The organism is Rhizobium sp. LjRoot254, assembly GCF_964254105.1.
Lineage (GTDB): Bacteria > Pseudomonadota > Alphaproteobacteria > Rhizobiales > Rhizobiaceae > Rhizobium_E.
In genome coordinates this window covers 1,744,426-1,767,888 of the sequence record NZ_CAXUSM020000001.1, presented here as the reverse complement: position 1 = coordinate 1,767,888, position 23,463 = coordinate 1,744,426, and the positions used below count along the sequence as shown (strand labels likewise).

Genomic DNA, 23,463 nt, shown 5'->3' with positions numbered 1-23,463 from the left:
GTGGGTGCCGGCTGCAGTAGACTCTTCATCCGATATGAGGCGCGTAGCTACCCTAGCGAGAATAGAGGGCGCGCGGAGATCGATCAGGCGCCGGCCTTGCGATAGAGCGCGGCGAGTTGCGTACGTGATGATGGTAGCTCCGGCACCACGACCAGCATCGTGATCCGACCACGTTTGAAGGCCTTGAGGAATGGTTGATAGTTCTGGAAGGCGACACAGCCGTGCGAGCCCTTCTGACCGCGCAACAAATTGGTATGCGTCAGCAACCCGGTTCGGTTCTGCGGGTCGCGCCCGTCGATCGACGTCATACGAATTGCCTCCACGCCGTAAAAGCGCTTCTCGCGCATCGACAGGCGATAGATGCCGGCGGGCGTCGGGCCTTTCATTGTAACGTGCTCGTAGCGCGGATTGTCGCGCATTCTGCCTATGCCGGAATGGGCGCGCAGCTTGGTTCCATCGGGCAGGTAGACGGTCGCGTTGGAAACGTCATAGATCGCGACCCTCGTGCCCTTTCCCGGCCAGGCGGTGTCGCTGGCCTTGCCCTTGAACAGATCGGAAAACAGCGAGCGCTCGGGTTTTGCATAGGCGACGTCTTCCTTGCTGTCCTTGTTGTCGAGGTTTCTGCGCGCGACAGGTTTTTCGTCGGCTGGCTTTTGCTCAATAACCACCGTCTCAATCAATGGTCTGGCTTCAGGCAGCGGAATCCGGCTGGGAAGAGCCACGTCTTCTTCCGTTTCGGGCTTCGCCAGCACAAGGCCGAAGGGCTGAAGGGAGCGGACCGGAACATCTTCCAGGAGTGCAGTTACCAAAGATGGCTTGCCGCTGATTTTCTCTTCCCGTTCCACCGAACTTTTTGCACGCGCAACCGCGGCCACGATCTTTGCTTTCTCAGCATTCCTGCTTTTTTCCGAAAAGGCGAGTTGGGCGGCAAGGCTGCGCTGGTGGGCCATCCGGATCGCCGCGACGGTAAGCTGCCCCCGGCGGATCTCGCTTTCGGACGGCTTCAAAACGCGTGCGGACTTGGCGGCTCTCAGCGCGCGCGGGAGGCGGCGTTCGTCGGCCACCGCTACCTTGACATGGAGGGGCGTGGCGAGGCTCATGTTTTCGGACAATGTGCGAGCCGCCTCGTGCATTACACTGAGCGTCGAAGCGAGGCCCCAAGCGGATCCGGCGATAACGCTGCAGAAAAGCAAGGCGCTCACAGCGATACTGAGGGAAAGACCCCGGCGGGATTTCGATGCGGAATGCGCGGACTTATTCTGAGACGCCATGACTAAAGTTACCCGATACTCGTTACTCGACGCGGCTGTGAAAACACTGTCCGCAGGTCGTTACGCTGCCAACGAAGTGCGGAGCGATCGCTCCCGCAACTGCGCCGAACGGGCAAAGCATGAAGAAATATGGTCAACAAATCTTAAACGGTGCCCCGATCTCTGGAAGGAATGTGGCGGGTGGTGGTCCCCAGCGCCCGGCAGCGCGTGCCTCGCACGAGAATGCGGCGCTGGCATGTCCACAATAGTCCCAAGAACTGGGGATGCACGGAAAGCGGCCGTGGCCTTGATACGCGGCAACTGAAGTTGCGATCGCAATGGTGTCGGTTCAAACCGCGTCGGGCACGATGATCCGCGTCCCTTGGCACACCTCCTAAGAGCTTGTCGGTCGCCGGGTCTGGCAGTACCGTCTGCATCCTCTCAGGTGTTGTTCAGACTGGGAGAGCTAAGTTCGTTCGATATTTTCTAAATCGGCTTTGGAGGATTTTACAAATGACCCAATCGCTTGCGGGCAAGACCGCCATCGTCACAGGCGCCAGCTCCGGCATTGGCCGCGCAGCTGCCCGCGCGCTGGCCAAGGAAGGCGTCCAGGTCGCATTGGTGGCACGCTCGAAGGACAAGCTCGACGCGCTGGCCCAGGAACTTGGCGCCCAAACGCTGGCGGTTCCGGCTGACCTCACCGTCGCGGCGGAGGTCAACGCCATGGTGGAGACAGTTACAGCCGCATTCGGCAGGATCGATATCCTGTTTGCCAATGCGGGCAGCTATGTACCGGGCGTTGTGGCGGAAGGCGATGCCGACCTGTGGGACGCGATGCTTTCGGTCAACGTCAACTCGATCTTTCGCGCCATAAGGGCCGTTTTGCCGGGAATGATCGAACGCAGGACCGGCGAGATCGTTGTCACCAGCTCGATTTCGGGCCATCAGGCCTTGCATTGGGAACCGGTCTATTCGGCGTCCAAGCACGCCGTGCAGTCCTTCGTCCACGGCCTGCGCCGCCAGGTCGCGCCGCACAACATCCGGGTGGGTTCGCTTGCACCCGGCATCGTACTCAACGAATTGTGGGGCATAATCGACCCGGAGGAAATCGAGCGCCGGGTTGCCGCCCATGAAGGGCTGCGCAGCGAAGACGTGGCTGATGCCCTGATTTTCATGCTGACCCGCCCCGCCAACGCCACTGTCCGCGACCTCGTGCTACTGCCTCAGAACCAGGATATTTGACAGCACGCCGCGCGGAGCTGACGCGATAGATCCGAGCGATGTTGAAAACTGCAGTCTCCGGGATGATCCGTCCCGGGGTCAGAATTGTTGGCGCTCGGAGCCCATTGAGTGGTTGGGCCGCCTCAATTCCATATACACGCTGTCGCACCATTCATCTCCGATCAGCCATGTCGCCTGCTTGCGCCCCGTCTCGACGAATCCAAGTTTTCCCAGCAGCCCGAGCGAGGCCTGGTTGCGGGGGTCGACGTCGGCGGTGATGGCGTCCATGCCGCGACGCTGGAAGGCGCGGGCGATGAGGGCGGACAGGCATTCGTGGGCGAGCCCCTGCCCCCAGCAATCGGGATGGAAGATGTAGCCGATCTCGGGCAGGCGCCAGAAGCCGGCCTTGCCGATCACGCGGTCCTCGAAGGTGACGACGAAGTCGTCGCTCTCACCTTCCGGCGAGGCCATCATGGCCTTCAACCACTCCCGGCTCTCGCCGAGATTCTTGTGCGGCAGCGTCGACCAGTAGCGCATGGCGACGGGATTGGAGAGGATGGCGTGCATCGCGCCGAGATCGCGCACTTCGGGCCGCCGCATGGTGAGACGGGCCGTTCTGATGATGTTGTCTTCCATGCGGCTCTCCGGCTTTGGCCCGGACTGTCTATCGCGGCTGATATGATCGCTCAATCCATATCTAGCCTCGTGAATCGAAGGTGGTCGATATGCAGTCACGCGCAAACAGGGAAGAATCGAATGTCGTTAAATGTTTAACGACCGTTTCAACCGTTCCGACATCGGCAACGGATAGTGTGCCGAGAGGTATATGGTCCGGTAAAGCAGATGGTGCAGGTCGTTACAGTTTCCGCCAACACAGCAGCCTATGCGGCCGAGCCGCTCAAGGCCAGCGCCCGTGTGAGCGGCAGCTCGCCGTCCGAGCAGACCATGAAGGCGCTCGCCGCCCAGGCGCGCAAATCCGGCGACCTGCAGCAGAAAGTGCTGATGAACGTGGTGCAGCCGCCTGCGCTGGCGCTGTTCTTCCTCACCGCCGAACAGCAACCGCAGTCCACACCCGATATGGCAAGGCAGGAATATATGCTCAACGCCGGCGAGGATGAACCGGTAGCCGAGGATCAGCCGGAATCCCCGGATGTCCTTTCCGACGATCGCGTCGATCCTGTCTGACCGACACGCCTGATCCTGAGCGGGCCGGCACCCCGCTGGTTGTCGCGTCTTTCACATCAACGACAAATGTTGCGACAAAAGCGTCATCGCCTCTTGCCAGAGCGACGCTGGCGGGTCTATCAAGTGGCGTCCCGCTGGGAGAATCCACGTCGAAAACGTGGTGCCGAAGGAGCAACCGCCCCGGAAACTCTCAGGCCAAAGGACCAGCGGACAGGTTACGGAACTCTGGAGAACGGCGCGTTTGCGAGGAGCAGATAGGCGCCTGCCGAAGGGATAACAATCTCAGGCATCAGGACAGAGGGGGCTTAAGTCACGCGGGCGCCTGCCAAAGGCCCCGTTCTTGAGCAGGTGCGTGAGCGCCGAACCGGAGACCGCCTCGTGGACGATGCACCCCTTCTTAAAACCCCGCTTCACGCCCTTCATCTCTCGCTCGGCGCCCGGATGGTGCCGTTTGCCGGCTACGACATGCCGGTGCAATATCCCGCCGGTGTGCTGAAGGAGCATCTCGCGACCCGCTCCGCCTGCGGCTTGTTCGACGTCTCGCATATGGGACAGGTCGCGATCCGGGCGAAATCCGGGCGCATCGAGGACGCGGCGCTGGCGCTCGAAAGCCTGATCCCGGTGGATATTCTCGGGCTGAAGCCCGGCCGCCAGCGGTATGGCCTGTTCACCAATGACGCGGGCGGCATTCTCGACGACCTGATGGTGGCCAATCGCGGCGATCATTTCTACATGGTGGTCAACGCCTCCTGCAAGCACGCCGACTTTAAGCATATGCAGGACCATCTCGGAGATCGTTGCACGTTCGAGATCCTGTCCGACCGCGCGCTGGTGGCGCTGCAGGGGCCGCATGCCGAGCAGGTGCTGGCCGAGTTTTGCCCTGAGATCACCAGCATGAAGTTCATGGATGTCGAATTCGATGATCTCCATGATGTCGATTGCATCGTCTCCCGCTCCGGCTATTCGGGTGAGGACGGGTTCGAGATTTCGATTCCGGCGGATAAGGCGGAATTGGTCGTCAGTCGCATGCTCGACCATCCCGATTGCGAGCCGGTGGGGCTTGGCGCGCGCGACAGCCTGCGGCTCGAGGCGGGCCTTTGCCTCTACGGCAACGATATCGACACAACAACGAGCCCGGTCGAAGCGGGATTGGAATGGGCGATCCAGAAGGTGCGCCGCAAGGGCGGTGCTCGTGCAGGGGGCTTTCCGGGCGCCAGTCGCATTCTGGACGAACTGGAAAACGGCGCGACACGCAGGCGCGTGGGCCTGAAGCCCGACGGCAAGGCGCCTGTCCGGGCGCATGCGATCCTCTATGGCGACGAGGGTGGCGCCACGCGACTCGGCGAAGTCACCTCGGGCGGCTTCGGGCCAAGCGTCGATGGCCCGGTTGCCATGGGTTATGTGCCGATCTCGCACGCCATGCCGGGTACCCGCATCTTCGCTGAGGTGCGTGGAAAGTTCCTGCCGGTCACCGTGACCGAGCTTCCGTTTATCAAACCGACTTACAAGCGGTGATCATGAGCGTTTTCGATCTTGGAACACCCCCCTCTGCCCTGCCGGGCATCTCCCCCTCAAGGGGGGAGATCGGGTGTAGCGCGATCCTCGCCAATATCTCTACGCTTCGTGGGGACGCGGCATTTCAACGAGTTACCGATCTCCCCCCTTGAGGGGGAGATGTCGCGAAGCGACAGAGGGGGGTGATCGCCCCGTCCTCTGCCAGAACACAATCAAACTGATCCAGAGGATAAACCAATATGCTGAAATTCACCGAAGAGCACGAATGGCTGAAGATCGAGGGCGGCATTGCTACTGTCGGCATCACGACGCATGCCGCCGAACAGCTCGGCGACCTCGTCTACGTTGAACTGCCCGAGGTCGGCGCGACCTTCTCCAAGAACGACAATGCCGCCACTGTGGAGAGCGTAAAAGCCGCATCGGATGTCTTTTGTCCGCTCGACGGCGAGATCGTCGAGGTCAATGACGCCATCGTGGCACATCCCGAGATGGTCAATGCCGATCCGCAGGGTGCGGCCTGGTTCTTCAAGCTCAAGCTCGCCAATCCCTCTGATGCCGACGGCCTGATGGATCAGGAAGCATATGAACGGATGATCGCATAATGGCACTTCCCAAGGACTTTACCTTCACCGATTACGACCCCTACAATTTCGCCGACCGCCGCCATATCGGCCCCTCGCCCGAGGAGATGGACGCGATGCTTGGCGTGATTGGCTATAAGAGCCTCGACGCTCTGATCGACGACACCGTGCCCGGCTCCATCCGCATCCAGACGCCGCTGAAGTGGGACAAGCCGCTGACCGAGCGCGAGGCCCTCGACAAGATGCGCGAGACGGCGAACCTCAACAAGAAGCTGGTCTCGCTGATCGGCCAGGGCTATTACGGCACGATCACGCCGCCGGTCATCCAGCGCAACATCCTGGAAAGCCCGGCCTGGTACACGGCCTATACGCCCTACCAGCCCGAGATCAGCCAGGGCCGGCTCGAGGCACTGCTCAATTACCAGACCATGGTGAGCGACCTGACGGGGCTGGACATTTCCAATGCCTCGTTGCTCGATGAATCCACCGCCGCCGCTGAAGCCATGGCGATGGCCCAGCGCGTCGCGAAATCCAAGTCGCTGACCTTCTTCGCCGACGAGAACTGCCACCCGCAGAATATCGCACTGCTCAAGACCCGCGCCGAGCCTCTCGGCTGGAATGTCGTGGTCGGCGATCCCTTCCGCGATCTCGACACCAACAATGTGTTCGGCGCGATCTTCCAGTATCCCGGCACCTACGGCCATGTTCGCGATTTCACCGGGATCATGGAGAAGCTGCATGAAGCCGGCGCCATCGGCATCGTCATTGCCGACCCCCTCGCTTTGTGCCTACTGAAATCGCCCGGCGAAATGGGCGCCGATATCGCGGTAGGCTGCACCCAGCGCTTCGGCGTACCGGTCGGCTATGGCGGCCCGCATGCCGCCTACATGGCCGTCAAGGACGAATGGAAACGCTCGATGCCCGGCCGCCTCGTCGGCGTGTCGGTCGATGCGCGCGGCAACCGCGCCTATCGCCTGTCGCTGCAGACCCGCGAACAGCATATCCGCCGCGAGAAGGCGACGTCGAATATCTGCACCGCGCAGGTGCTGCTCGCCGTCATGGCCTCGATGTATGCCGTCTTCCATGGCCCGAAGGGCCTCAAGGCCATTGCCCAGAGCGTGCACCAGAAGACGGTGCGGCTGGCGCGCGGGCTGGAAAAACTCGGCTACAAGGTCGAGCCGGAAACCTTCTTCGACACCATCACCGTCGAAGTCGGCAAGCTGCAGGGCGTCATCCTGAAGGCCGCCGAGGCCCAGGAAGTCAATCTCCGCAAGATCGGCGAGGACCGAATCGGCATATCGCTCGACGAGCGTTCGCGGCCGGTGACGCTGGAAGCGGTCTGGCGCGCCTTCGGCGGCGACTTCACGTCCGACGACTTCGAACCCGGCTACCGCCTGCCCGAGGACATGCTGCGGGTGAGCGAATATCTCACGCACCCGATCTTCCACATGAACCGCGCCGAGAGCGAGATGGTACGCTACATCCGACGCCTGTCAGACCGGGATCTGGCGCTCGACCGGGCGATGATTCCGCTCGGCTCCTGCACCATGAAGCTCAACGCCACGGCGGAAATGCTGCCGATCACCTGGCCGGAATTCTCCGAGATCCACCCCTTCGTGCCGCCGCATCAGGCGCTCGGCTACAAGGCGATGCTCGACGATCTCTCGGCCAAGCTCTGCGATGTGACCGGCTACGACGCATTCTCCATGCAGCCCAATTCCGGCGCGCAAGGGGAATATGCGGGCCTGCTCACCATCCGCAACTACCACATTGCCAATGGCGACACCCATCGCGATGTCTGCCTGATCCCGACCTCGGCGCATGGCACCAACCCCGCCTCGGCTCAGATGGCGGGCATGAAGGTGGTGCCGGTGAAGGTGTCGGACGACGGCGATATCGACCTCGCCGATTTCCGTGCCAAGGCCGAGCAGCATGCCACCAACCTCTCCTGCATCATGATCACCTATCCCTCGACGCATGGCGTGTTCGAGGAGACGGTGCGCGAGATCTGCGAAATCACGCATGCCAATGGCGGCCAGGTCTATCTCGACGGCGCCAACATGAATGCCATGGTCGGCCTGTCGCGGCCCGGCGATATCGGCTCGGATGTCAGCCATCTCAACCTGCACAAGACCTTCTGCATTCCGCATGGCGGCGGTGGTCCCGGCATGGGGCCGATCGGGGTCAAGACGCATCTCGCACCGTTCCTGCCCGGCCATCCGGAAACCGGTGGCGGGCACGGTGCAGTGTCGGCGGCGCCTTACGGTTCCGGCTCGATCCTGCCAATCTCCTGGAGCTACATCCTGATGATGGGCGGCGAAGGGCTGACGCAGGCGACCAAGGTGGCGATCCTCAACGCCAACTATATCGCCGCACGGCTGAAAGGCGCCTATGACGTGCTCTATTCCTCGGACAAGGGCCGCGTCGCGCACGAATGCATCATCGACACGCGGCCGCTACAGGCTCTCTGCGGTGTCACGGTCGATGATGTCGCCAAGCGCCTGATCGACTGCGGCTTCCACGCGCCGACCATGAGCTGGCCGGTCGCCGGCACCCTGATGATCGAGCCGACCGAAAGCGAGACCAAGGCCGAAATCGACCGCTTCTGCGAAGCCATGCTGGCGATCCGCGAGGAAGCCCGCCAGATCGAGGCCGGCACGATGGACAAGGACAACAACCCGCTCAAGAACGCCCCGCACACCGTGCAGGACCTCGTCGGCGAGTGGGACCGGCCCTATTCCCGCGAACAGGCCTGCTTCCCCCCCGGCGCCTTCCGCGTCGACAAATATTGGCCTCCGGTCAACCGGGTGGACAACGTGTATGGCGACAGGAACCTGGTGTGCTCCTGCCCGCCAGTGGAGGATTATCTGGAGGCTGCTGAGTGAGGCAAAGAGGCCGCCAGAATCACTCCGGCGGCCTCACCTCTTGCCGAACCTTGCAACACCCGCGACGTCATACTCGGCCCTGTGCCGAGTATCTGGTGCCGCCTGCCAAACAATCAAGGTGAAGGTCGAGCATGACGACCGAGAGGTAATCGGCCGTCCTTTTCCCTCCCACCGTCTCAGCTAACTTCGTTGCCCCATTCGTCCCGAGACGCTATCACGCCTAAGGACAGTCCCGCTTTCGGGCGCATGATTTGCGGTGAGGTGAATGGCAGCAGCGAAAAAGACCGTCTCAGTCGAATCGGGCCGCATCGTCCAGACGATCCGCAATCTCTGGCCCTATATGTGGCCATCGGATCGGCCGGACCTGAAAATGCGGGTGGCGCTCGCGACGTTCTTCCTGGTGCTATCCAAGATCGTTCTGCTGACCGTTCCGTATTTCTTCAAGTGGTCGACGGACGCACTGTCGGGCAAAACAGATGCTGTCGGCAACATGATGTCGCTCGGGTTGGGCGTGCTGGCGCTGGTGGCTGCGTATAATCTCGCCCGCGTCATCCAGGCGGGCTTTAACCAGCTGCGCGATACGTTGTTTGCCAGCGTCGGGCAATATGCGGTGCGGCAGCTGTCGCTGAAGACCTTCCTGCATCTGCACCAGCTTTCGCTACGGTTTCATCTTGAGCGCCGCACCGGCGGCCTGTCGCGCGCCATCGAGCGCGGCACCAAGGGCATCGAGATCATTGTCCGCTTCGTGATCCTCAACACGATCCCGACGATCCTCGAATTCGCCATGACGGCGGCGATCCTCGGCTGGACCTATGGGTTGAGCTACCTGGCGGCCGCAGCGCTGATGGTCGCCTGCTACATCTGGTTCACGATCCGAGCGAGCGATTGGCGCATCGACATCCGGCGCGGCATGAACGCCTCCGACGCCGAGGCCAATTCCAAGGCGATCGACTCGCTGCTGAATTTCGAGACAGTGAAATATTTCGGCAATGAGCAGATGGAGGCGAAACGCTTCGACCAGTCGATGGAGGCCTACGAAAAGGCTGCCACCAAGGTCTGGACTTCGCAGGGGTTGCTGAACTTCGGCCAGATCGTGATCTTTAGCGCAGGCATGATGGCGATGATGACGATGTCGGCGCTGGCGATCCGCGCCGGCACCCAGACGATCGGCGACTTCGTGTTCATCAATGTGCTGCTGATGCAGCTGGCGCTGCCGCTCGGCGTCATCGGCTTCATCTATAGCGAAGTCCGCCAGGGATTGGCCAACATCGAGCAGATGTTCGACCTGCTCGATACCGATGCCGAGATCGAGGATGCGCCGGATGCCCGGCCATTGGTGGCCACGGCTGGCGCGCTGGCGTTCAGGGACGTGCATTTCGCCTACGACCCGGCGCGGCCTATCCTCAAGGGCATTTCATTCGATGTACCGGCTGGCCACACTGTGGCGGTGGTCGGCCCTTCGGGCGCCGGCAAATCGACGATCTCGCGATTGCTCTACCGGTTCTACGATGTCCAACAGGGCGCGATCACGATCGACGGGCAGGATGTCCGAGAGGTCACGCAGACCAGCTTGCGCGCTGCGATCGGCATGGTGCCGCAGGACACGGTGCTGTTCAACGACACGATCGGCTATAACATCCGCTACGGCCGCCCTTCGGCAAGCCAGGCGGAGGTCGAGCGCGCGGCCGAGGTCGCCCAGGTCGATCATTTCATCAAGAGCCTGCCCGACGGCTACGAGTCGACCGTTGGTGAGCGCGGCTTGAAACTTTCGGGCGGCGAGAAGCAGCGTGTCGCCATCGCCCGCACTATCCTCAAATCGCCACCGATCCTCATCCTTGACGAGGCCACGTCGGCGCTCGACACCCGCACCGAACAGGAGATCCAGACCGCGCTCGACGAGGTCTCGAGGAACCGGACGACACTGGTGATCGCCCACCGCCTCTCGACCGTGGTCAATGCCGACGAGATTATCGTGCTGAAAGACGGGTTGATTGCCGAGCGGGGCAAGCACGGCGAACTGCTGGCCGAGGGCGGTCTCTACGCCTCGATGTGGAGCCGCCAGCGCGAGGCGACCGAAGCCGAGGAAAATCTCAAGCGCGTGCGCGAGACCGACGAGTTGGGCGTGGTGCTGCGCGGCAGGCCGGCGGGTTCGTAATCCTCGGGCGCGCATTGCCGTGTGCGGTTGCATGCCCGCCTCGCCTGGTATACCCCACACGCAGTATCCGGGACGTGATCCGGAGCATTTCACGATTTGACGATTGGAAGAGCAGATGGCTGACGACGATTACGTCTATGACGAGACAACGGGCGAATGGCGTCCCGCGTCCGAAGTCGCGGCCGCCGCCGCTGCAAAGCCGGTCGCACGCGATGCTTCGGGCACGGAACTGGCCGATGGCGATTCCGTCACCCTGATCAAGGATCTCAAGGTCAAGGGCGCCGGCCAGACGCTCAAGCAGGGCACGGTGATAAAGTCGATCCGCCTCACCGACAATCCCGAAGAGATCGATTGCCGGCACGATGCGATCAAGGGCCTGGTCCTGCGGACGGAATTCGTACGCAAGCGGTGAGTGCCTTGCATGTGCCGATCCGGGACAGTGGGTGCCAACACCGGTAACCCTCGTGTTTCACGCTTTTTTCATCGGCCGCTTATATAGATCGCTCATGTCTCTGGGAAATGAGCTTGATGAGCATCGCATCGATCACCGGCATCGCCCTCTCGGGCATAAATGCGCAAACCAACAGGCTCGCGGCGGTCGCCGACAATATCGCGAACGCCGACACGCCGGATTACAGGCGGCAGACTGTCAGCCTGGCATCGACGTCGGATCCCGCAGGTGTTGAAACGACGGTCACATCCGGTCCCGAGGGTGTCGATCTCGCGACCGAAATGCTTGAGCTCACGGAAGCCGAACTTGGCTATAAAGCCAATGCCGCCATGTTCGAGGCAGGCGCCGATCTCTGGGATGTGCTTGCCACGATCAAGCGGGATTGACCGGATGCAGATCGTCTAACGCAAAACGGCGCCCGCGGGCGCCGATTTCGTTTCAAATCTTGATGGGGCGCTCAGCCAGCCCGAACCACCGCATCGCCCTTGGCTGCCAGTGCCGCGAGATCGGCGGGCTTAAGCTCGACGGATTCGCCGCAGCCGCAGGCCGAAGTCTGGTTGGGATTGGTGAAGGTGAAGCCCGAACGCAACGTCGTGGTCTCGAAGCCCATTTCGGTGCCGAGAAGATAAAGAACCGCCGCGGGCTCGACCCAGACCTTGGCGCCATCGCGCTCGATCAGGTCGTCCCTGGCATTCGGCTCGCTCACGAGGTTGATGGTATATTCCATCCCGGCGCATCCGCCCTTCTTGATACCGACGCGGATACCCTGCGCGCTATCGGAATTTCCAACGATTTCCCGGACGCGCGTCGCGGCACCGTCCGTCATGGTCATGACTGCAAAGCCCATCGGCTCTTTCTCCTTCAACGACCGGGTTCAAGGCCCGATGTTTTCGTCACTCAATGTAGTGGACCCGGGTTAAGGGATCAATAGCGGCGAGCCTAATCGCACAAGCTTCGGCCAATCTCGGGCGCCGTGGATGACGCGGAGAATCCGGGCCGCCGATCGGCCTGTTTCGAACACAATGAGGTAGTTTCCCTTTGGAAACGTGCGCAGTCCTGCCCGCACATCGTCACGAGGCTGTCCGATCTCGGGCAGGTCACCAATCATTGCGCAAGCATCGAGAATCTCTCGATGCCATCTTGCCGACGCGGCGAGATTGTGATCTGCGATATACTTGGCGATTGATATGATGTCTGCCTTCGCGCGCGGACGAAGAATATAGCTCATTGTCCACGCTTGGCCGCGATATAGGCTTCGAGTTCTTCTTCAATCTCGCGTCGAGCAGTCTCGCCATCTATGAATTCGCCACTCGCATCTGCTTCGTCGACAAGCGCGCGCAGTTCTTCCACCGTATAGCCGTGGATAAGCCGGGTTGACTTCCACTCCGCTAGCGCCGAAGAAACCATCTCGCTCGCCGAGGTGAATTCGCCGGACGCCACCGCCTCCTCAACGATCTCGTTCACTTCACGCGGAATATCCACGCTTAGTCTTTCCATTCGGCCCATGCTTCAATCTCCATTCGGCATAGACAGGCTAATCCAGAATCGCCCTCAATACCAGCCGAGCGCGACCTGCGCTTCTTCGCTCATGCGGTCTGCCGACCACGGCGGATCGAAGGTCATTTCGACATCGACGCCCATCACGCCTTCTACGGCGCCGACGGCGTTTTCGACCCAGCCGGGCATCTCGCCGGCCACCGGGCAGCCCGGCGCGGTCAGCGTCATCAGGATCTTCACCGTGCGGTCGTCCTCGATGTCGATGCGGTAGATCAGGCCGAGTTCGTAGATATCGGCCGGGATTTCCGGGTCGTAGACGGTCTTCAGCGCCGCGATGATATCGTCGGAGAGCCGTGCGATCTCGTCGGTAGACAAGGCGGACTGGACGATGCCTTGCCGGACGTCGACTTTCTCGACCGTGGTTTCGCTATTGGCCATATCTCAATCTCCTACGCGAAGAACTTGCGGGCGTGTTCGAGCGCCTCGACCAGCACATCCACCTCGGCGCGCGTATTGTAAAGCCCGAAGGATGCCCTGCATGTGGAGGTGACGCCGAAGCGGTTCAAGAGCGGCTGGGCGCAATGGGTGCCTGCGCGCACGGCAACGCCCTGGCGATCGATTACCATTGAGACATCATGGGAGTGGATGCCCTGGAGTTCAAAGGAAAAGATGCCGCCCTTGCCGGGTGCATTGCCGAAGATGCGCAGCGAATTCACCGAGCGCAAGCGCTCGGCGGCATACTGGGCGAGCCCGGCCTCATGCTCGGCGATGGCGGCGCGGCCGATGCCCTCGATATAATCCAGCGCATAGCCGAGACCGATCGCCTGCACGATCGGCGGGGTGCCGGCCTCGAAGCGGTGCGGCGGATCGTTATAGGTAACGTTGTCCGTCGTCACTTCGGCGATCATCTCACCGCCGCCCTGGAACGGCCGCATGGACTGCAGGCGATCCGCCTTGCCATAAAGCACGCCGATGCCGGAGGGGCCGTAGAGCTTGTGGCCCGTCATCACATACCAGTCGCAATCGATATCACGGACATCGACGGGCATGTGGACAGCGCCCTGGCTGCCATCGATCAGCACCGGAATGCCGCGCGCATGCGCGATGCGGCAGACTTCCTTGACGTTGACCACCGTGCCGAGCGCATTCGACATATGGGTGATCGCGACCAGCTTGGTCTTGTCGGTCAGGCATTTCTCAAAATCGTCGAGATGGAAGGCGCCCTCGTCATCGACCGGCGCCCAGACCAGCTTTGCACCCTGCCGTTCGCGGATGAAATGCCAGGGCACGATATTGGAATGATGTTCCATGATCGAGATGACGATCTCGTCGTCCGCCCCGATATTGGGCATGCCCCAGCCATAGGCGACGGTGTTGATCGCCTCGGTCGAGGATTTGGTGAAGATGATCTCGTCCACCGAGCCTGCATTGAGGAACCGCCGCACCTTCTCGCGCGCCGCCTCGTAGGCATCGGTCGCGGCATTGGAAAGGAAATGCAGCCCGCGATGGACATTGGCATATTCGTTGGCATAGGCATGGCTGACGGCGTCGATCACCGACTGCGGCTTCTGCGCCGACGCGCCATTGTCGAGATAAACCAGCGGCTTGCCATAGACCTCTCTCGACAGGATCGGAAAGTCCTTGCGGATGGCTTCGACGTCGTATGTGGCGGTGGTAGACATGAGCATCTTTCCGTATTCGCGAGGGGAACCCCTCATCCGGCCCTTACGGGCCACCTTCTCCCCAAGGGGAGAAGAGTTTTCGTCGCACCCTCATCTTTGATCAACGACCGCCCGAGTGCCGATTGAGGTCGAACCGCCCCGCGATCTCCCGCTTCTCCCCTTGGGGAGAAGGTGGCCCGCAGGGCCCAGGCGCAAGATTTGCGCCGGGGATGAGGGGTTCTACAGACTACCCGTGCTTCTCAAGCCAATCGGTGATCACGCCTTCCAGCGCTTCAACCAGCACCTCGTCCTCGAGTTCCTCGACGGTCTCCTGCACGAAAGCCTGCACCAGCAGCGCCCTCGCCTGCTTCTCGGGAATGCCGCGCGACTGGAGATAGAAGAGGTGGGTGGCGTCGATATCGGCGACCGTCGCACCATGGCCGCAGATCACGTCGTCAGCGAAGATTTCGAGTTCGGGCTTCGCGGAGAAATCCGCTTCGTCAGAGAGCAGCAGCGTGTTGCAGCTCATCTTGGCATCGGTTTTCTGCGCGCCGGGCGCGACCCGGATCTGGCCCTGGAACACGCCCTTGGCGCGGTCGAAAACGACGTTGCGCATGATCTCCGTCGAGTTGGTGTTCTCGGCATTGTGGCCGAGCACCAGCGTCACGTCGGTATGGGTATCGCCGCCGAGCAGGTTGATGCCGCGCAGCGTCAGTTCCGAATGCTCGCCATCGACATCGATATAGAGATCCTGGCGCACCAGCTGGCCGCCGGCATTGATGACATAGAGCCGGAGCTTTGAGGACTTGCCGAGCTTGATCCGCAACTGGCCGAAATGGCTGTCGTCCTTGCCCTGCTGCTGCATGACGATCCAGGTCACCTCGGAGCCCTCGCCAAGCGTGATATCGCTGACGGAGGAGATCAGCGCGGCGGTCTCGCCCTGGGCGACATGCCGCTCGATGACGGTGGCCTTGGCCGACTTGCCGAAACGCACCGGAATGCGGCTATGGCTCTGGCCACCGCCCTGCACGGACTGGATCTCGACCGGCTTTTCACTTTCGAAGCCATCGGGAAAGTCGAGCACGAAGCCGTCGCGCACGAAGCTGCCGTTCAGGCGGCCGGTGAAATCATCGTTATCGCGTACGGTCAGGCCCTTGAGCGCCGAGCCATCGGAGAGGCTTTCGGCGAAGGACTTGACGTTGAGGCCGCCTGTGTTGGCCGCCTTGATCGCCTCCCCATTGAGAAGCGCCAGAACGGTGGAGCCTTCGACGATGGGTGCCACGGCTTTCACCGCCGTCGCGCCCGGCGCCGGCACGTTGCGCAGCAGCGAGCGCAGGTCGGTGTAATGCCAGCTTTCGCGGCGGCGGGTGGGAAGCCCGGTTTCCTTGATCGTGCGCAACAGCGTCGAGCGCTGGGTGGTGATTGCCGCATCGCCGGGCAACGAGCCGACGGCCTGCCCGAAGGCATCCATCAGGGCCTGCTCGGCATTGGTCGGCTTGATCGCAGTCTGGATGTTCATAACAGTGCCTCCGGCCTAAGCCGCCTCGCCGATGATCTCGGCATAGCCGTTGGCTTCCAGATCGTGCGCCAGTTCCTTGGGACCCGACTTGATGATCTGGCCCTTGTAGAGCACATGCACCGAGTCCGGCACGATGTAATCGAGCAGACGCTGGTAATGGGTGATGACGACGATGGCGCGATCGGGCGAGCGCAGCGCATTGACGCCATCGGCGACGATCTTCAGCGCATCGATGTCGAGGCCGGAATCGGTCTCATCGAGTACGCAGAGCGAGGGTTCAAGCAGCGACATTTGCAGGATCTCGGCGCGCTTCTTCTCGCCGCCCGAGAACCCGACATTGAGCGGGCGTTTCAGCATGTCCATGTCGATCTGCAATTCGGCGGCCGAGGCTTTGACGCGCCTGATGAAATCGGGCGTGGTCAACTCATCCTCGCCGCGCGCCTTGCGCTGCTCGTTCATTGCGACCTTGAGGAACTGCATCGTAGCGACGCCGGGGATTTCGACCGGATACTGGAAGGCCAGGAACAGGCCCTTGGAGGCGCGCTCGGCCGGATCGAGTTCGAGGATGCTCTCGCCATTGAACAGGATATCGCCTTCGGTGACCTCGTAATCGTCGCGACCGGCGAGAATATAGGACAGCGTCGACTTGCCCGAGCCATTGGGGCCCATGATGGCGGCAACTTCGCCCTTGTTGACGGTCAGGTTCAGCCCGCGAATGATCTCGGTGCCGTCCTCGGCGATGCGGGCATGGAGGTTCTTGATTTCAAGCATAGTGTTCTTCCTGTTCATACGGCGGGTTTCAAGGACCCGCATATTCATCCGATTGCGTCGATGGCGTTCTTGGTTATGCCGTGCGACGTTTCTTGTTCTCTCTCGTAGGCGTCGTCAGCAAGTCGTGCCCTTCATTCCGCTCACCAGATCCTCGGGACAAGCCCGAGGATGACGTCGAGAGGGTTGAGCCACCTACGATCATCTCGACCGAGTCCTTATCAATGCGGCACCTCTATTCCAACAAGTCCGGTACCTCGATTTGGTACGCCGACACCCACCACGGTCGTCATCCTCGGGCTTGTCCCGAGGATCTGGTGAGCGGACTGGCGAACACACAACGCCTCAATTATAGTTGTCCCACATCACCGTATTCGGATGCGGATGGTACACATTCTCGATCTCATCAATGCGTTCGAACAAATCGTCCCACGTCGGGTTCAGTCCTTCGATCAGTTCGATCTTCCACTCACGCCGATATCGTTTCAGCGACTTCTCTCGTTGGATCGCAAGAACGATATTCGGATGCTCACCAGTCTCTCCGCCCTGTATTTCGACGTGAAACCCTGATGCACATGGTTTCGATGTTCCCAAATCCTTCCCGTCAAATCCGACGTCACGCCGGTGTAGATTACTCCGCGAGGTTTGTCGGACATCATATAGACGAAGCCTGTCATCGCGCCACCGCCTGCTCACCAGATCCTCGGGACAAGCCCGAGGATGACGTCCGCGATTGGATTACCCTACACTGCCTTCCAGCGAGATATTGATCAGCTTCTGCGCTTCCACCGCGAACTCCATCGGCAGTTCCTGGATCACCTCACGGACGAAGCCGTTGACGATCAGGGCCACTGCGGCTTCCTCGGGAATGCCGCGCTGCATGCAGTAGAACTTGTGGTCCTCGGAAATCTTCGACGTCGTCGCTTCGTGCTCCAGCTGGGCCGAACTGTTCTTCGCCTCGATATAGGGCACCGTATGGGCGCCGCACTTGTCGCCGATCAGCAGCGAGTCGCACTGGGTGAAATTGCGGGCATTCTCGGCGCGGCGGTTGACCGCCACCTGGCCGCGATAGGTGTTGTTGGAATGGCCGGCGGAGATGCCCTTGGAGATGATGCGGCTCGACGTGTTCTTGCCGAGATGGATCATCTTGGTGCCGCTGTCGACCTGTTGGTAGCCGTTCGACACCGCGATCGAATAGAATTCGCCGCGCGAACCATCGCCGCGCAGGATGCAGGACGGATATTTCCAAGTGATCGCGGAGCCGGTCTCGACCTGGGTCCAGGAGATCTTCGAGTTCTTGCCTCGGCAATCGCCCCGCTTGGTGACGAAATTGTAGATGCCGCCCTTGCCGTCCTTGTCGCCTGGATACCAGTTCTGGACGGTGGAATACTTGATCTCGGCATCGTCGAGCGCCACGAGCTCGACCACTGCGGCATGCAGCTGGTTCTCGTCGCGCTGGGGTGCCGTGCAGCCTTCGAGATAGGAGACGTAAGCCCCCTCCTCGGCAATGATCAGCGTGCGCTCGAACTGGCCGGTATTCTTCTCGTTGATGCGGAAATAGGTGGAGAGCTCCATCGGGCAACGCACGCCCTTCGGCACGAAGACGAAGGAGCCGTCGGTGAAGACGGCGCTATTCAGCGTCGCATAGAAATTGTCGGTGATCGGCACGACCGAGCCGATATATTTGCGAACGAGGTCCGGATACTCCTGCAGCGCCTCGGAAATCGACATGAACAGCACGCCGGCCTTCTTCAGCTCGGCCTTGAAGGTCGTCACCACAGAGACGGAATCAAAGACGGCATCGACGGCGATCCGGCGGTTCTCGACGCCGGCGAGGATTTCCTGCTCGCGGAGCGGAATGCCGAGCTTCTCGTAGGTCCTCAGCAGTTCCGGATCGACATCTTCGAGCGTCTTCGGTCCCGAAGTGCCTTTCGGCGCCGAATAGTAGCTGATCGAATTGAAATCGATCTTCGGATAGTGGACGCGCGCCCATTCCGGCTCTTCGAGTGTCAGCCAGCGCTGGTAGGCCTGCAGGCGCCATTCCAGCATCCATTCCGGCTCGTTCTTCTTCGCCGAAATCATCCGGATGACCTCTTCGGAGAGGCCCGGGGCGATCTTGTCGGATTCGATTTCGCTCTCGAAGCCGTATTTATACTGGTCCACGTCGATCGCGCGGACCTGGTCTATGGTCTCTTGTACCGCAGCCATTTCTGGTCTCCAATCTTGCCGGGTCAAGGCCGGCAGCTTGTCGTCTCTTCGATAGCTTGCGCCATCCCTATATAGGTGCGCCAGAAGCGAATTTTCACTCGATCTGGCAAGCGGAAAATTGTTTTTCCGCAAATTTAGTTACGCCGCACGGGCATTCTTCAGACGCCCCGCAATTTTGCCGAATGCGGCAAGCGTGCGTTCAATATCCCGATCCGATGTCGAAAACCCGATCGAAATTCGCAAGGCGCCCATGCGCGGATCGAGCCCCATGGCTTTGAGCACATGGCTCTCGCCGACCTTGCCCGATGTGCAGGCCGAGCCCGCGGACAGCGCGATACCTTCGATATCGAAGGCGATCTGGCCGGTCTCGGACTTCAATCCATCGAGCGAGAAGAAGCTCGTGTTCGGCAGGCGCTCCGACCTCTCGCCATGCATGATGAGTTCCGGTGCCACCGAGCGCATTTCGCGCTCCAGCAGATCACGCACTGCCCGAACCTTTGCGGATCGTTCCTCGAGTCCGGCAGCAACTGCTTCCGCAGCGGCACCAAAGCCCGCGATCGCCGCCGCGTTCTCGGTGCCCGAACGATGGCCCTTTTCCTGGCCGCCGCCACGGATGAGCGCTACCGGCATCATCGCCTCGCCACGCGATACAAGTGCGCCGGCACCTTTCGGCCCGCCGATCTTGTGCGAGGAGACGATCAGAAAATCGGCATTCAGCGCCTGGATATCAAGAGGGATGCGACCAAACGCCTGCACTGCATCGACCACAAGGATGCCGCCCGCGGCATGCGCAAGCTTTGCCGCCTCGGTGACCGGCTGGATGACACCTGTCTCGTTGTTGGCAAGCATAAGCGCCACCATCGGCAGCCCAAGGGAAGCATCGTGACCGGCGAGCATTGCTTCGAGCGCGGTGAGGTCAACCACCCCATCGGCATGAACCGGGATGATTTCGATATCGGCCTTGGCGAAACGCCCGCCCTCGAACACTGCCTTGTGCTCGATAGCCGAGACATAGAGCTTGCCGATCTTCAGTGCCGAACGGCCCATCCGGAAATCCGGCGTCAGGACGAGGTTGGCCGCCTCCGTCGCACCGGAGGTAAAAACGACCTCTGTCGATTTCGCACCCAAAGCCGAAGCAACCTTGCGGCGCGCAGCTTCGATCTCGGCGCGGATGGCACGACCCTCGCGATGAACCGACGAGGGATTGCCATCCATCAGGCTGACGCGCAGGAATGCTTCGCGCGCTTCGGGGAGAAGCGGAGCGGTCGCATTCCAGTCCATATAGGCGCGCGTGCTGTCCATTGGTCGTTCAAGTCCTGGCGGCGGGAGCGGGGAATCGCATTTTTCTTGATATTCCGGTCCGGCCTGTCTTATGAAGCGTCACACGAAGCGGGCCGCAGGAAATCGCCTTGGCCCAAACTTTCGAATGGTTCTAAACTAGGTCATAGAAAAGCTGACTGGTTTCGTCAAGACTGGTTTGTTGTTGAAGCCCGGTTTTTGTAACTTTCAACTCCTGGAGTACCAATGCCCGAAGTCATCTTCAACGGTCCTGCCGGCCGGCTGGAAGGCCGCTACCAGCCCTCCAAGCAGAAGAGCGCCCCGATCGCCATCATCCTGCATCCGCATCCGCAGTTCGGCGGCACGATGAACAACCAGATCGTCTACCAGATGTTCTACATGTTCCAGAAGCGCGGTTTTACCACGCTCCGGTTCAATTTCCGTTCGATCGGCCGCAGCCAGGGCGAATTCGATCACGGCGCGGGTGAACTCTCGGATGCCGCTTCGGCGCTCGACTGGGTGCAGAGCCTGCATCCTGATTCGAAGAGCTGCTGGGTTGCCGGCTATTCCTTCGGTTCATGGATCGGCATGCAGCTTCTGATGCGCCGCCCGGAGATCGAAGGCTTCATCTCGGTCGCACCGCAGCCGAACACCTATGATTTCTCGTTCCTCGCCCCCTGCCCGTCCTCCGGCCTGATCATCAACGGCGACGCCGACAAGGTGGCGCCCGAGAAGGATGTCCTCGGCTTGGTCGACAAGCTCAAGCAGCAAAAGGGCATCCTGATCACCCACAGGACGATTCCCGACGCCAACCACTTCTTCTCCGGCCAGATGGACACGCTGATCGAGGAATGCGGCGACTATCTCGACCGCCGCATGGCGGGCGAACTGGTGCCGGAACCGGCGGCCAAGCGGATAAGGTAAGCAGGCGGATGCGGGTCGTCGTCGATACGAATGTATTCGTCGGCGCCTGCATTGGTAGAGGTGCGTCATCACGGATCATAGAGGCTTGTATTCGAGAAGAACTCGTACCGCTGATGAGTTCTACGCTTTTCCTCGAATACGAAGATGTCTTGGCGCGTCATGAACCCTTCGTGAGGGCGCGTCTGGATCAGCGCGAACGCACGGCCCTCCTCGAAATCTTTCTTTTCAAATGCAGGCCCATTGCGGTACATTTCCTTTGGCGTCCCAACTTGCGCGACGAGGCCGACAACCATCTCGTTGAACTTGCGGTCGCCGGAAACGCTGATGCGATAGTGACCCATAACACACGCGATTTTAGCGATCCGCAACTGACATTCCAGCATCTTCGCGTGCTGAAGCCAGAACAGCTAGTCCAGGAGTTGGGTAGATGAATGCGATCACCATCAACCTTCCGAACGATCTGATCGAGAAGGTTCGTTCGATAGCACTTGCGCGGAACATCGACGTCGATACGCTGGTTTCGCAAGTTATGACCGAGGCGGTTCGGCAAAACGAAGCATATGATCGCTTCCAGGAAATGGCCGAGCGTGGACGTGGACGAGAAGAAGAAGCTCTCGCTCTCCTCCGCCGCTAATCTTTTCGACGAAGCTCGAAAAACCGCGCCCAGCCGCGCGGGATTTCCTTTGGCTCGATTTCCGTCATCCCGATCTTCTGCATGACGTGGATCGACGCCTCGTTCTCGGCATAGGCGAAGGCGACGAAGCGTGGCTCCGATCGGCTGGCGAAGAACCAGTCGGCCAGGCCCCTGGCGATTTCGGTCGCGTAGCCTTTGCCCCATTCCGCGGGCATGATCGAATATCCGAGTTCGAAGACGTCGCGCTCCTCCATGTAAGAAAAACCGGCGCGGCCGATGAAGCGTCCGTCGTCCCTCGCCGAAAGCCTGAATTTCGATAAGCCGTTCTTGGCGAGTTCCTCGCGCCAGCCGGTGATGCGGCCTTCGGCATAATCCAGCGTCCAGGGCTCACCGGTGCTGACATAGAGCGCTGAATCCGGGGTGGCATGGAGAGCCACGAGGTTCTCGGCATCGCCCGGTTCCCATTCGGACAGGACCAGGCGTTCGGTGACGAGAAGCGGTGGCTTTGCGAGAACGCCTCCAGTCACCGGCGCGCGAACACCCGTCGTGCCGGGAAATGTCAGCGGCAATCCCCTCGCCGAACGCACTGCCAGATAGGCCCAGGCCTCGGCCTCCATGGAATCGCCGTTGAAGCCGAACTCCTCGGCTGCGGCAACCTTTGCGCCGTCTGCCAGAGCCGTGAGATCGCTCATGATAACGCGATTGAGCCGTCCGCCGCCGCAGACCACGATCAGTTCGGGCTTTTCAGGGAGATGCCGTGCGGATTTGATGATCGCCGCAGCCGATACGTTAGCCAGTGTGCGCGCGCCATCGTGAAGCGCGGCTTCGTCCGCTTTGGGCGGACGAAAGTCATTGCGGTCGAGCGACATCCGTTTCTTGGATGTGAAGAACGCCTGATTGAGATAACGATCCGCGAGCGAGGCGATGACACTGCCTTCGGATGCGATGGCGCCACCAGCGTCATAGGGAATGCCGGCCTGGCTCTCGACCCATTGGTCGATCAGCGTATTGCCGGGGCCGGAATCGAAGGCGATGATGTCGCCTCTGGAGCCGATGAAGGTCAGGTTCGAGATACCGCCGATATTGACGAACATGACCGGCTTGCCGCGATAGTCTTCCAATCCCGCAGCAAGCGCGGCGTGATAGACCGGCACCAGCGGCGCGCCCTGCCCGCCATGCACCATATCGTTGGCGCGCATGTCGTAAACGACCGATATACCGGTTTCCCGGGCCAGCAGCCGACCATCGCCGATCTGCACGGTCAGGCCTTCCAGCGGGCGGTGCAACACCGTCTGGCCATGAAATCCAATGAAATCAATATCTTTCGCGACGATCTTGTTACGTTCGAGGAATGCGGCGACTGCCGACGCATGACGCAGAGTGAGGTCACGCTCGGTCTCGGCCATATCGCGGGGGCGTTCCTCCCGCGTGCGGATTGCCTTGGCGATCTCCAGCGTTTCAGCCAGCCGCTTGCGAAATGCCGGATCGTAGCTCACCCCCATCGCCGGACCGCGCTCGACGACGCTTTCGCCATCCGTGCGGACCAGCGCAACATCGATGCCATCCATCGATGTGCCGCTCATCAGGCCGATCGCGGTCTTCAATTCGGGCATTGATGGGCCTCATTTGAAACATTGATCACTGAAAGGGATGCACGAGCCGGAAAACTTTGCTAAAGGCCCGCCAAATCTAGCATCGACCAAATTCCACATCGATATGTCCGAGAGTGAC

24 protein-coding genes, 1 pseudogene and 2 riboswitches are annotated in these 23,463 nt (G+C 60.9%); of the genes and pseudogenes, 11 read left to right on the top strand and 14 right to left on the bottom strand.

The features are described from left to right. Positions 1 to 83: 83 nt before the first annotated feature. The gene (locus ACSQ26_RS08560) at positions 84 to 1,112 is read right to left on the bottom strand and encodes a DUF2778 domain-containing protein (protein ID WP_436008155.1); all 1,029 of its coding nucleotides are present in this window, start codon (positions 1,110 to 1,112) and stop codon (positions 84 to 86) included. A 651-nt stretch (positions 1,113 to 1,763) separates the two neighbouring features. Between ACSQ26_RS08560 and ACSQ26_RS08555 the strand changes: the two genes are divergently transcribed. Continuing rightward, positions 1,764 to 2,492: an SDR family oxidoreductase gene (locus ACSQ26_RS08555; protein WP_436008154.1), complete on the top strand. Its 729-nt coding sequence runs from the start codon at positions 1,764 to 1,766 to the stop codon at positions 2,490 to 2,492. 78 nt (positions 2,493 to 2,570) lie between these two features. Here the strand turns inward: ACSQ26_RS08555 and ACSQ26_RS08550 are convergent, their stop codons facing one another. After that, positions 2,571 to 3,107, bottom strand: a complete 537-nt coding sequence (locus ACSQ26_RS08550; protein ID WP_436008153.1) for a GNAT family N-acetyltransferase — start codon at positions 3,105 to 3,107, stop codon at positions 2,571 to 2,573. A 207-nt stretch (positions 3,108 to 3,314) separates the two neighbouring features. On the opposite strand from ACSQ26_RS08550, the gene ACSQ26_RS08545 reads away from it, so the two are divergent. The 7 genes from ACSQ26_RS08545 to ACSQ26_RS08515 all read left to right on the top strand — a co-directional run bounded on the left by ACSQ26_RS08545 (position 3,315) and on the right by ACSQ26_RS08515 (position 11,629). Beyond that, positions 3,315 to 3,656 carry a hypothetical protein gene (locus ACSQ26_RS08545; protein WP_436008152.1) on the top strand — a complete coding sequence of 114 codons (342 nt, stop codon included), beginning with the start codon at positions 3,315 to 3,317 and terminating at the stop codon, positions 3,654 to 3,656. A gap of 126 nt (positions 3,657 to 3,782) precedes the next feature. Continuing rightward, positions 3,783 to 3,871: riboswitch (glycine riboswitch) on the top strand. Beyond that, a riboswitch (glycine riboswitch) is annotated at positions 3,872 to 3,964 on the top strand. 70 nt (positions 3,965 to 4,034) lie between these two features. Then, positions 4,035 to 5,171: a glycine cleavage system aminomethyltransferase GcvT gene (gene gcvT / locus ACSQ26_RS08540; protein ID WP_436008151.1), complete on the top strand. Its 1,137-nt coding sequence runs from the start codon at positions 4,035 to 4,037 to the stop codon at positions 5,169 to 5,171. Positions 5,172 to 5,410: 239 nt separating this feature from the next. Continuing rightward, positions 5,411 to 5,773: a glycine cleavage system protein GcvH gene (gcvH, locus tag ACSQ26_RS08535; RefSeq protein ID WP_436008150.1), complete on the top strand. Its 363-nt coding sequence runs from the start codon at positions 5,411 to 5,413 to the stop codon at positions 5,771 to 5,773. Continuing rightward, positions 5,773 to 8,637: an aminomethyl-transferring glycine dehydrogenase gene (gene gcvP / locus ACSQ26_RS08530; protein WP_436008149.1), complete on the top strand. Its 2,865-nt coding sequence runs from the start codon at positions 5,773 to 5,775 to the stop codon at positions 8,635 to 8,637. The genes gcvH and gcvP overlap by 1 nt, the downstream gene beginning before the upstream one ends. A 265-nt stretch (positions 8,638 to 8,902) precedes the next feature. After that, the gene (locus ACSQ26_RS08525; protein WP_436008148.1) at positions 8,903 to 10,792 is read left to right on the top strand and encodes an ABCB family ABC transporter ATP-binding protein/permease; all 1,890 of its coding nucleotides are present in this window, start codon (positions 8,903 to 8,905) and stop codon (positions 10,790 to 10,792) included. A gap of 115 nt (positions 10,793 to 10,907) precedes the next feature. Further along, positions 10,908 to 11,204 (top strand): alkylphosphonate utilization protein, encoded by a 297-nt coding sequence (locus ACSQ26_RS08520; RefSeq protein WP_436008147.1) that lies wholly within the window; start codon positions 10,908 to 10,910, stop codon positions 11,202 to 11,204. Between the two features lie 116 nt (positions 11,205 to 11,320). Then, positions 11,321 to 11,629, top strand: coding sequence for a flagellar basal body protein (locus ACSQ26_RS08515; RefSeq protein WP_436008146.1), 309 nt, complete (start codon positions 11,321 to 11,323; stop codon positions 11,627 to 11,629). Between the two features lie 71 nt (positions 11,630 to 11,700). Here the strand turns inward: ACSQ26_RS08515 and sufA are convergent, their stop codons facing one another. The 10 genes from sufA to ACSQ26_RS08465 all read right to left on the bottom strand — a co-directional run bounded on the left by sufA (position 11,701) and on the right by ACSQ26_RS08465 (position 20,198). After that, the gene (gene sufA, locus ACSQ26_RS08510; RefSeq protein WP_436008145.1) at positions 11,701 to 12,090 is read right to left on the bottom strand and encodes a Fe-S cluster assembly scaffold SufA; all 390 of its coding nucleotides are present in this window, start codon (positions 12,088 to 12,090) and stop codon (positions 11,701 to 11,703) included. Positions 12,091 to 12,159: 69 nt separating this feature from the next. Further along, a complete protein-coding gene (locus ACSQ26_RS08505; protein WP_436008144.1) occupies positions 12,160 to 12,471 on the bottom strand; it encodes a type II toxin-antitoxin system RelE/ParE family toxin in 312 nt (103 codons plus the stop codon). Next, the gene (locus tag ACSQ26_RS08500; protein WP_436008143.1) at positions 12,468 to 12,749 is read right to left on the bottom strand and encodes a ribbon-helix-helix domain-containing protein; all 282 of its coding nucleotides are present in this window, start codon (positions 12,747 to 12,749) and stop codon (positions 12,468 to 12,470) included. The genes ACSQ26_RS08505 and ACSQ26_RS08500 overlap by 4 nt, the downstream gene beginning before the upstream one ends. Positions 12,750 to 12,794: 45 nt before the next feature. After that, on the bottom strand, positions 12,795 to 13,178 hold the full coding sequence (locus ACSQ26_RS08495; protein ID WP_436008142.1) for an SUF system Fe-S cluster assembly protein: 384 nt from the start codon (positions 13,176 to 13,178) through the stop codon (positions 12,795 to 12,797). An 11-nt stretch (positions 13,179 to 13,189) separates the two neighbouring features. Continuing rightward, positions 13,190 to 14,422 (bottom strand): cysteine desulfurase, encoded by a 1,233-nt coding sequence (locus tag ACSQ26_RS08490; RefSeq protein ID WP_436008141.1) that lies wholly within the window; start codon positions 14,420 to 14,422, stop codon positions 13,190 to 13,192. Between the two features lie 226 nt (positions 14,423 to 14,648). Next, a complete protein-coding gene (gene sufD / locus ACSQ26_RS08485) occupies positions 14,649 to 15,920 on the bottom strand; it encodes a Fe-S cluster assembly protein SufD (RefSeq protein WP_436008140.1) in 1,272 nt (423 codons plus the stop codon). A 15-nt stretch (positions 15,921 to 15,935) separates the two neighbouring features. After that, positions 15,936 to 16,691: a Fe-S cluster assembly ATPase SufC gene (gene sufC, locus ACSQ26_RS08480; protein WP_258162410.1), complete on the bottom strand. Its 756-nt coding sequence runs from the start codon at positions 16,689 to 16,691 to the stop codon at positions 15,936 to 15,938. Positions 16,692 to 17,173: 482 nt separating this feature from the next. Further along, the gene (locus tag ACSQ26_RS08475; protein ID WP_436015163.1) at positions 17,174 to 17,344 is read right to left on the bottom strand and encodes a hypothetical protein; all 171 of its coding nucleotides are present in this window, start codon (positions 17,342 to 17,344) and stop codon (positions 17,174 to 17,176) included. A gap of 82 nt (positions 17,345 to 17,426) precedes the next feature. Continuing rightward, positions 17,427 to 18,896, bottom strand: a complete 1,470-nt coding sequence (gene sufB, locus ACSQ26_RS08470) for a Fe-S cluster assembly protein SufB (protein ID WP_436008139.1) — start codon at positions 18,894 to 18,896, stop codon at positions 17,427 to 17,429. A 138-nt stretch (positions 18,897 to 19,034) separates the two neighbouring features. After that, positions 19,035 to 20,198, bottom strand: coding sequence for a cysteine desulfurase family protein (locus ACSQ26_RS08465; protein ID WP_436008138.1), 1,164 nt, complete (start codon positions 20,196 to 20,198; stop codon positions 19,035 to 19,037). Positions 20,199 to 20,420: 222 nt separating this feature from the next. Here ACSQ26_RS08465 and ACSQ26_RS08460 point away from each other — a divergent pair, with 222 nt between their 5' ends. Genes ACSQ26_RS08460 through ACSQ26_RS08450 form a run of 3 tightly spaced genes read left to right on the top strand, consistent with a single transcriptional unit; the run spans position 20,421 to position 21,732 of the window. Further along, positions 20,421 to 21,098: an alpha/beta hydrolase gene (locus ACSQ26_RS08460; protein ID WP_436008137.1), complete on the top strand. Its 678-nt coding sequence runs from the start codon at positions 20,421 to 20,423 to the stop codon at positions 21,096 to 21,098. Continuing rightward, on the top strand, positions 21,026 to 21,529 hold the full coding sequence (locus ACSQ26_RS08455; RefSeq protein ID WP_436008136.1) for a putative toxin-antitoxin system toxin component, PIN family: 504 nt from the start codon (positions 21,026 to 21,028) through the stop codon (positions 21,527 to 21,529). Before ACSQ26_RS08460 ends, ACSQ26_RS08455 begins: the two co-directional genes overlap by 73 nt. After that, on the top strand, positions 21,526 to 21,732 hold the full coding sequence (locus tag ACSQ26_RS08450; RefSeq protein WP_436008135.1) for a hypothetical protein: 207 nt from the start codon (positions 21,526 to 21,528) through the stop codon (positions 21,730 to 21,732). The genes ACSQ26_RS08455 and ACSQ26_RS08450 overlap by 4 nt, the downstream gene beginning before the upstream one ends. Here the strand turns inward: ACSQ26_RS08450 and ACSQ26_RS08445 are convergent. Both ACSQ26_RS08445 and ACSQ26_RS08440 read right to left on the bottom strand, forming a co-directional pair. Beyond that, entirely contained in the window at positions 21,729 to 22,205 is a 477-nt protein-coding gene (locus tag ACSQ26_RS08445) for a GNAT family N-acetyltransferase (RefSeq protein ID WP_436015161.1), read from the bottom strand. The genes ACSQ26_RS08450 and ACSQ26_RS08445 overlap by 4 nt on opposite strands. Before the next feature lie 24 nt (positions 22,206 to 22,229). After that, positions 22,230 to 23,345 (bottom strand): annotated as a pseudogene (locus ACSQ26_RS08440) (anhydro-N-acetylmuramic acid kinase); the annotation flags it as partial. Positions 23,346 to 23,463: the final 118 nt, after the last annotated feature.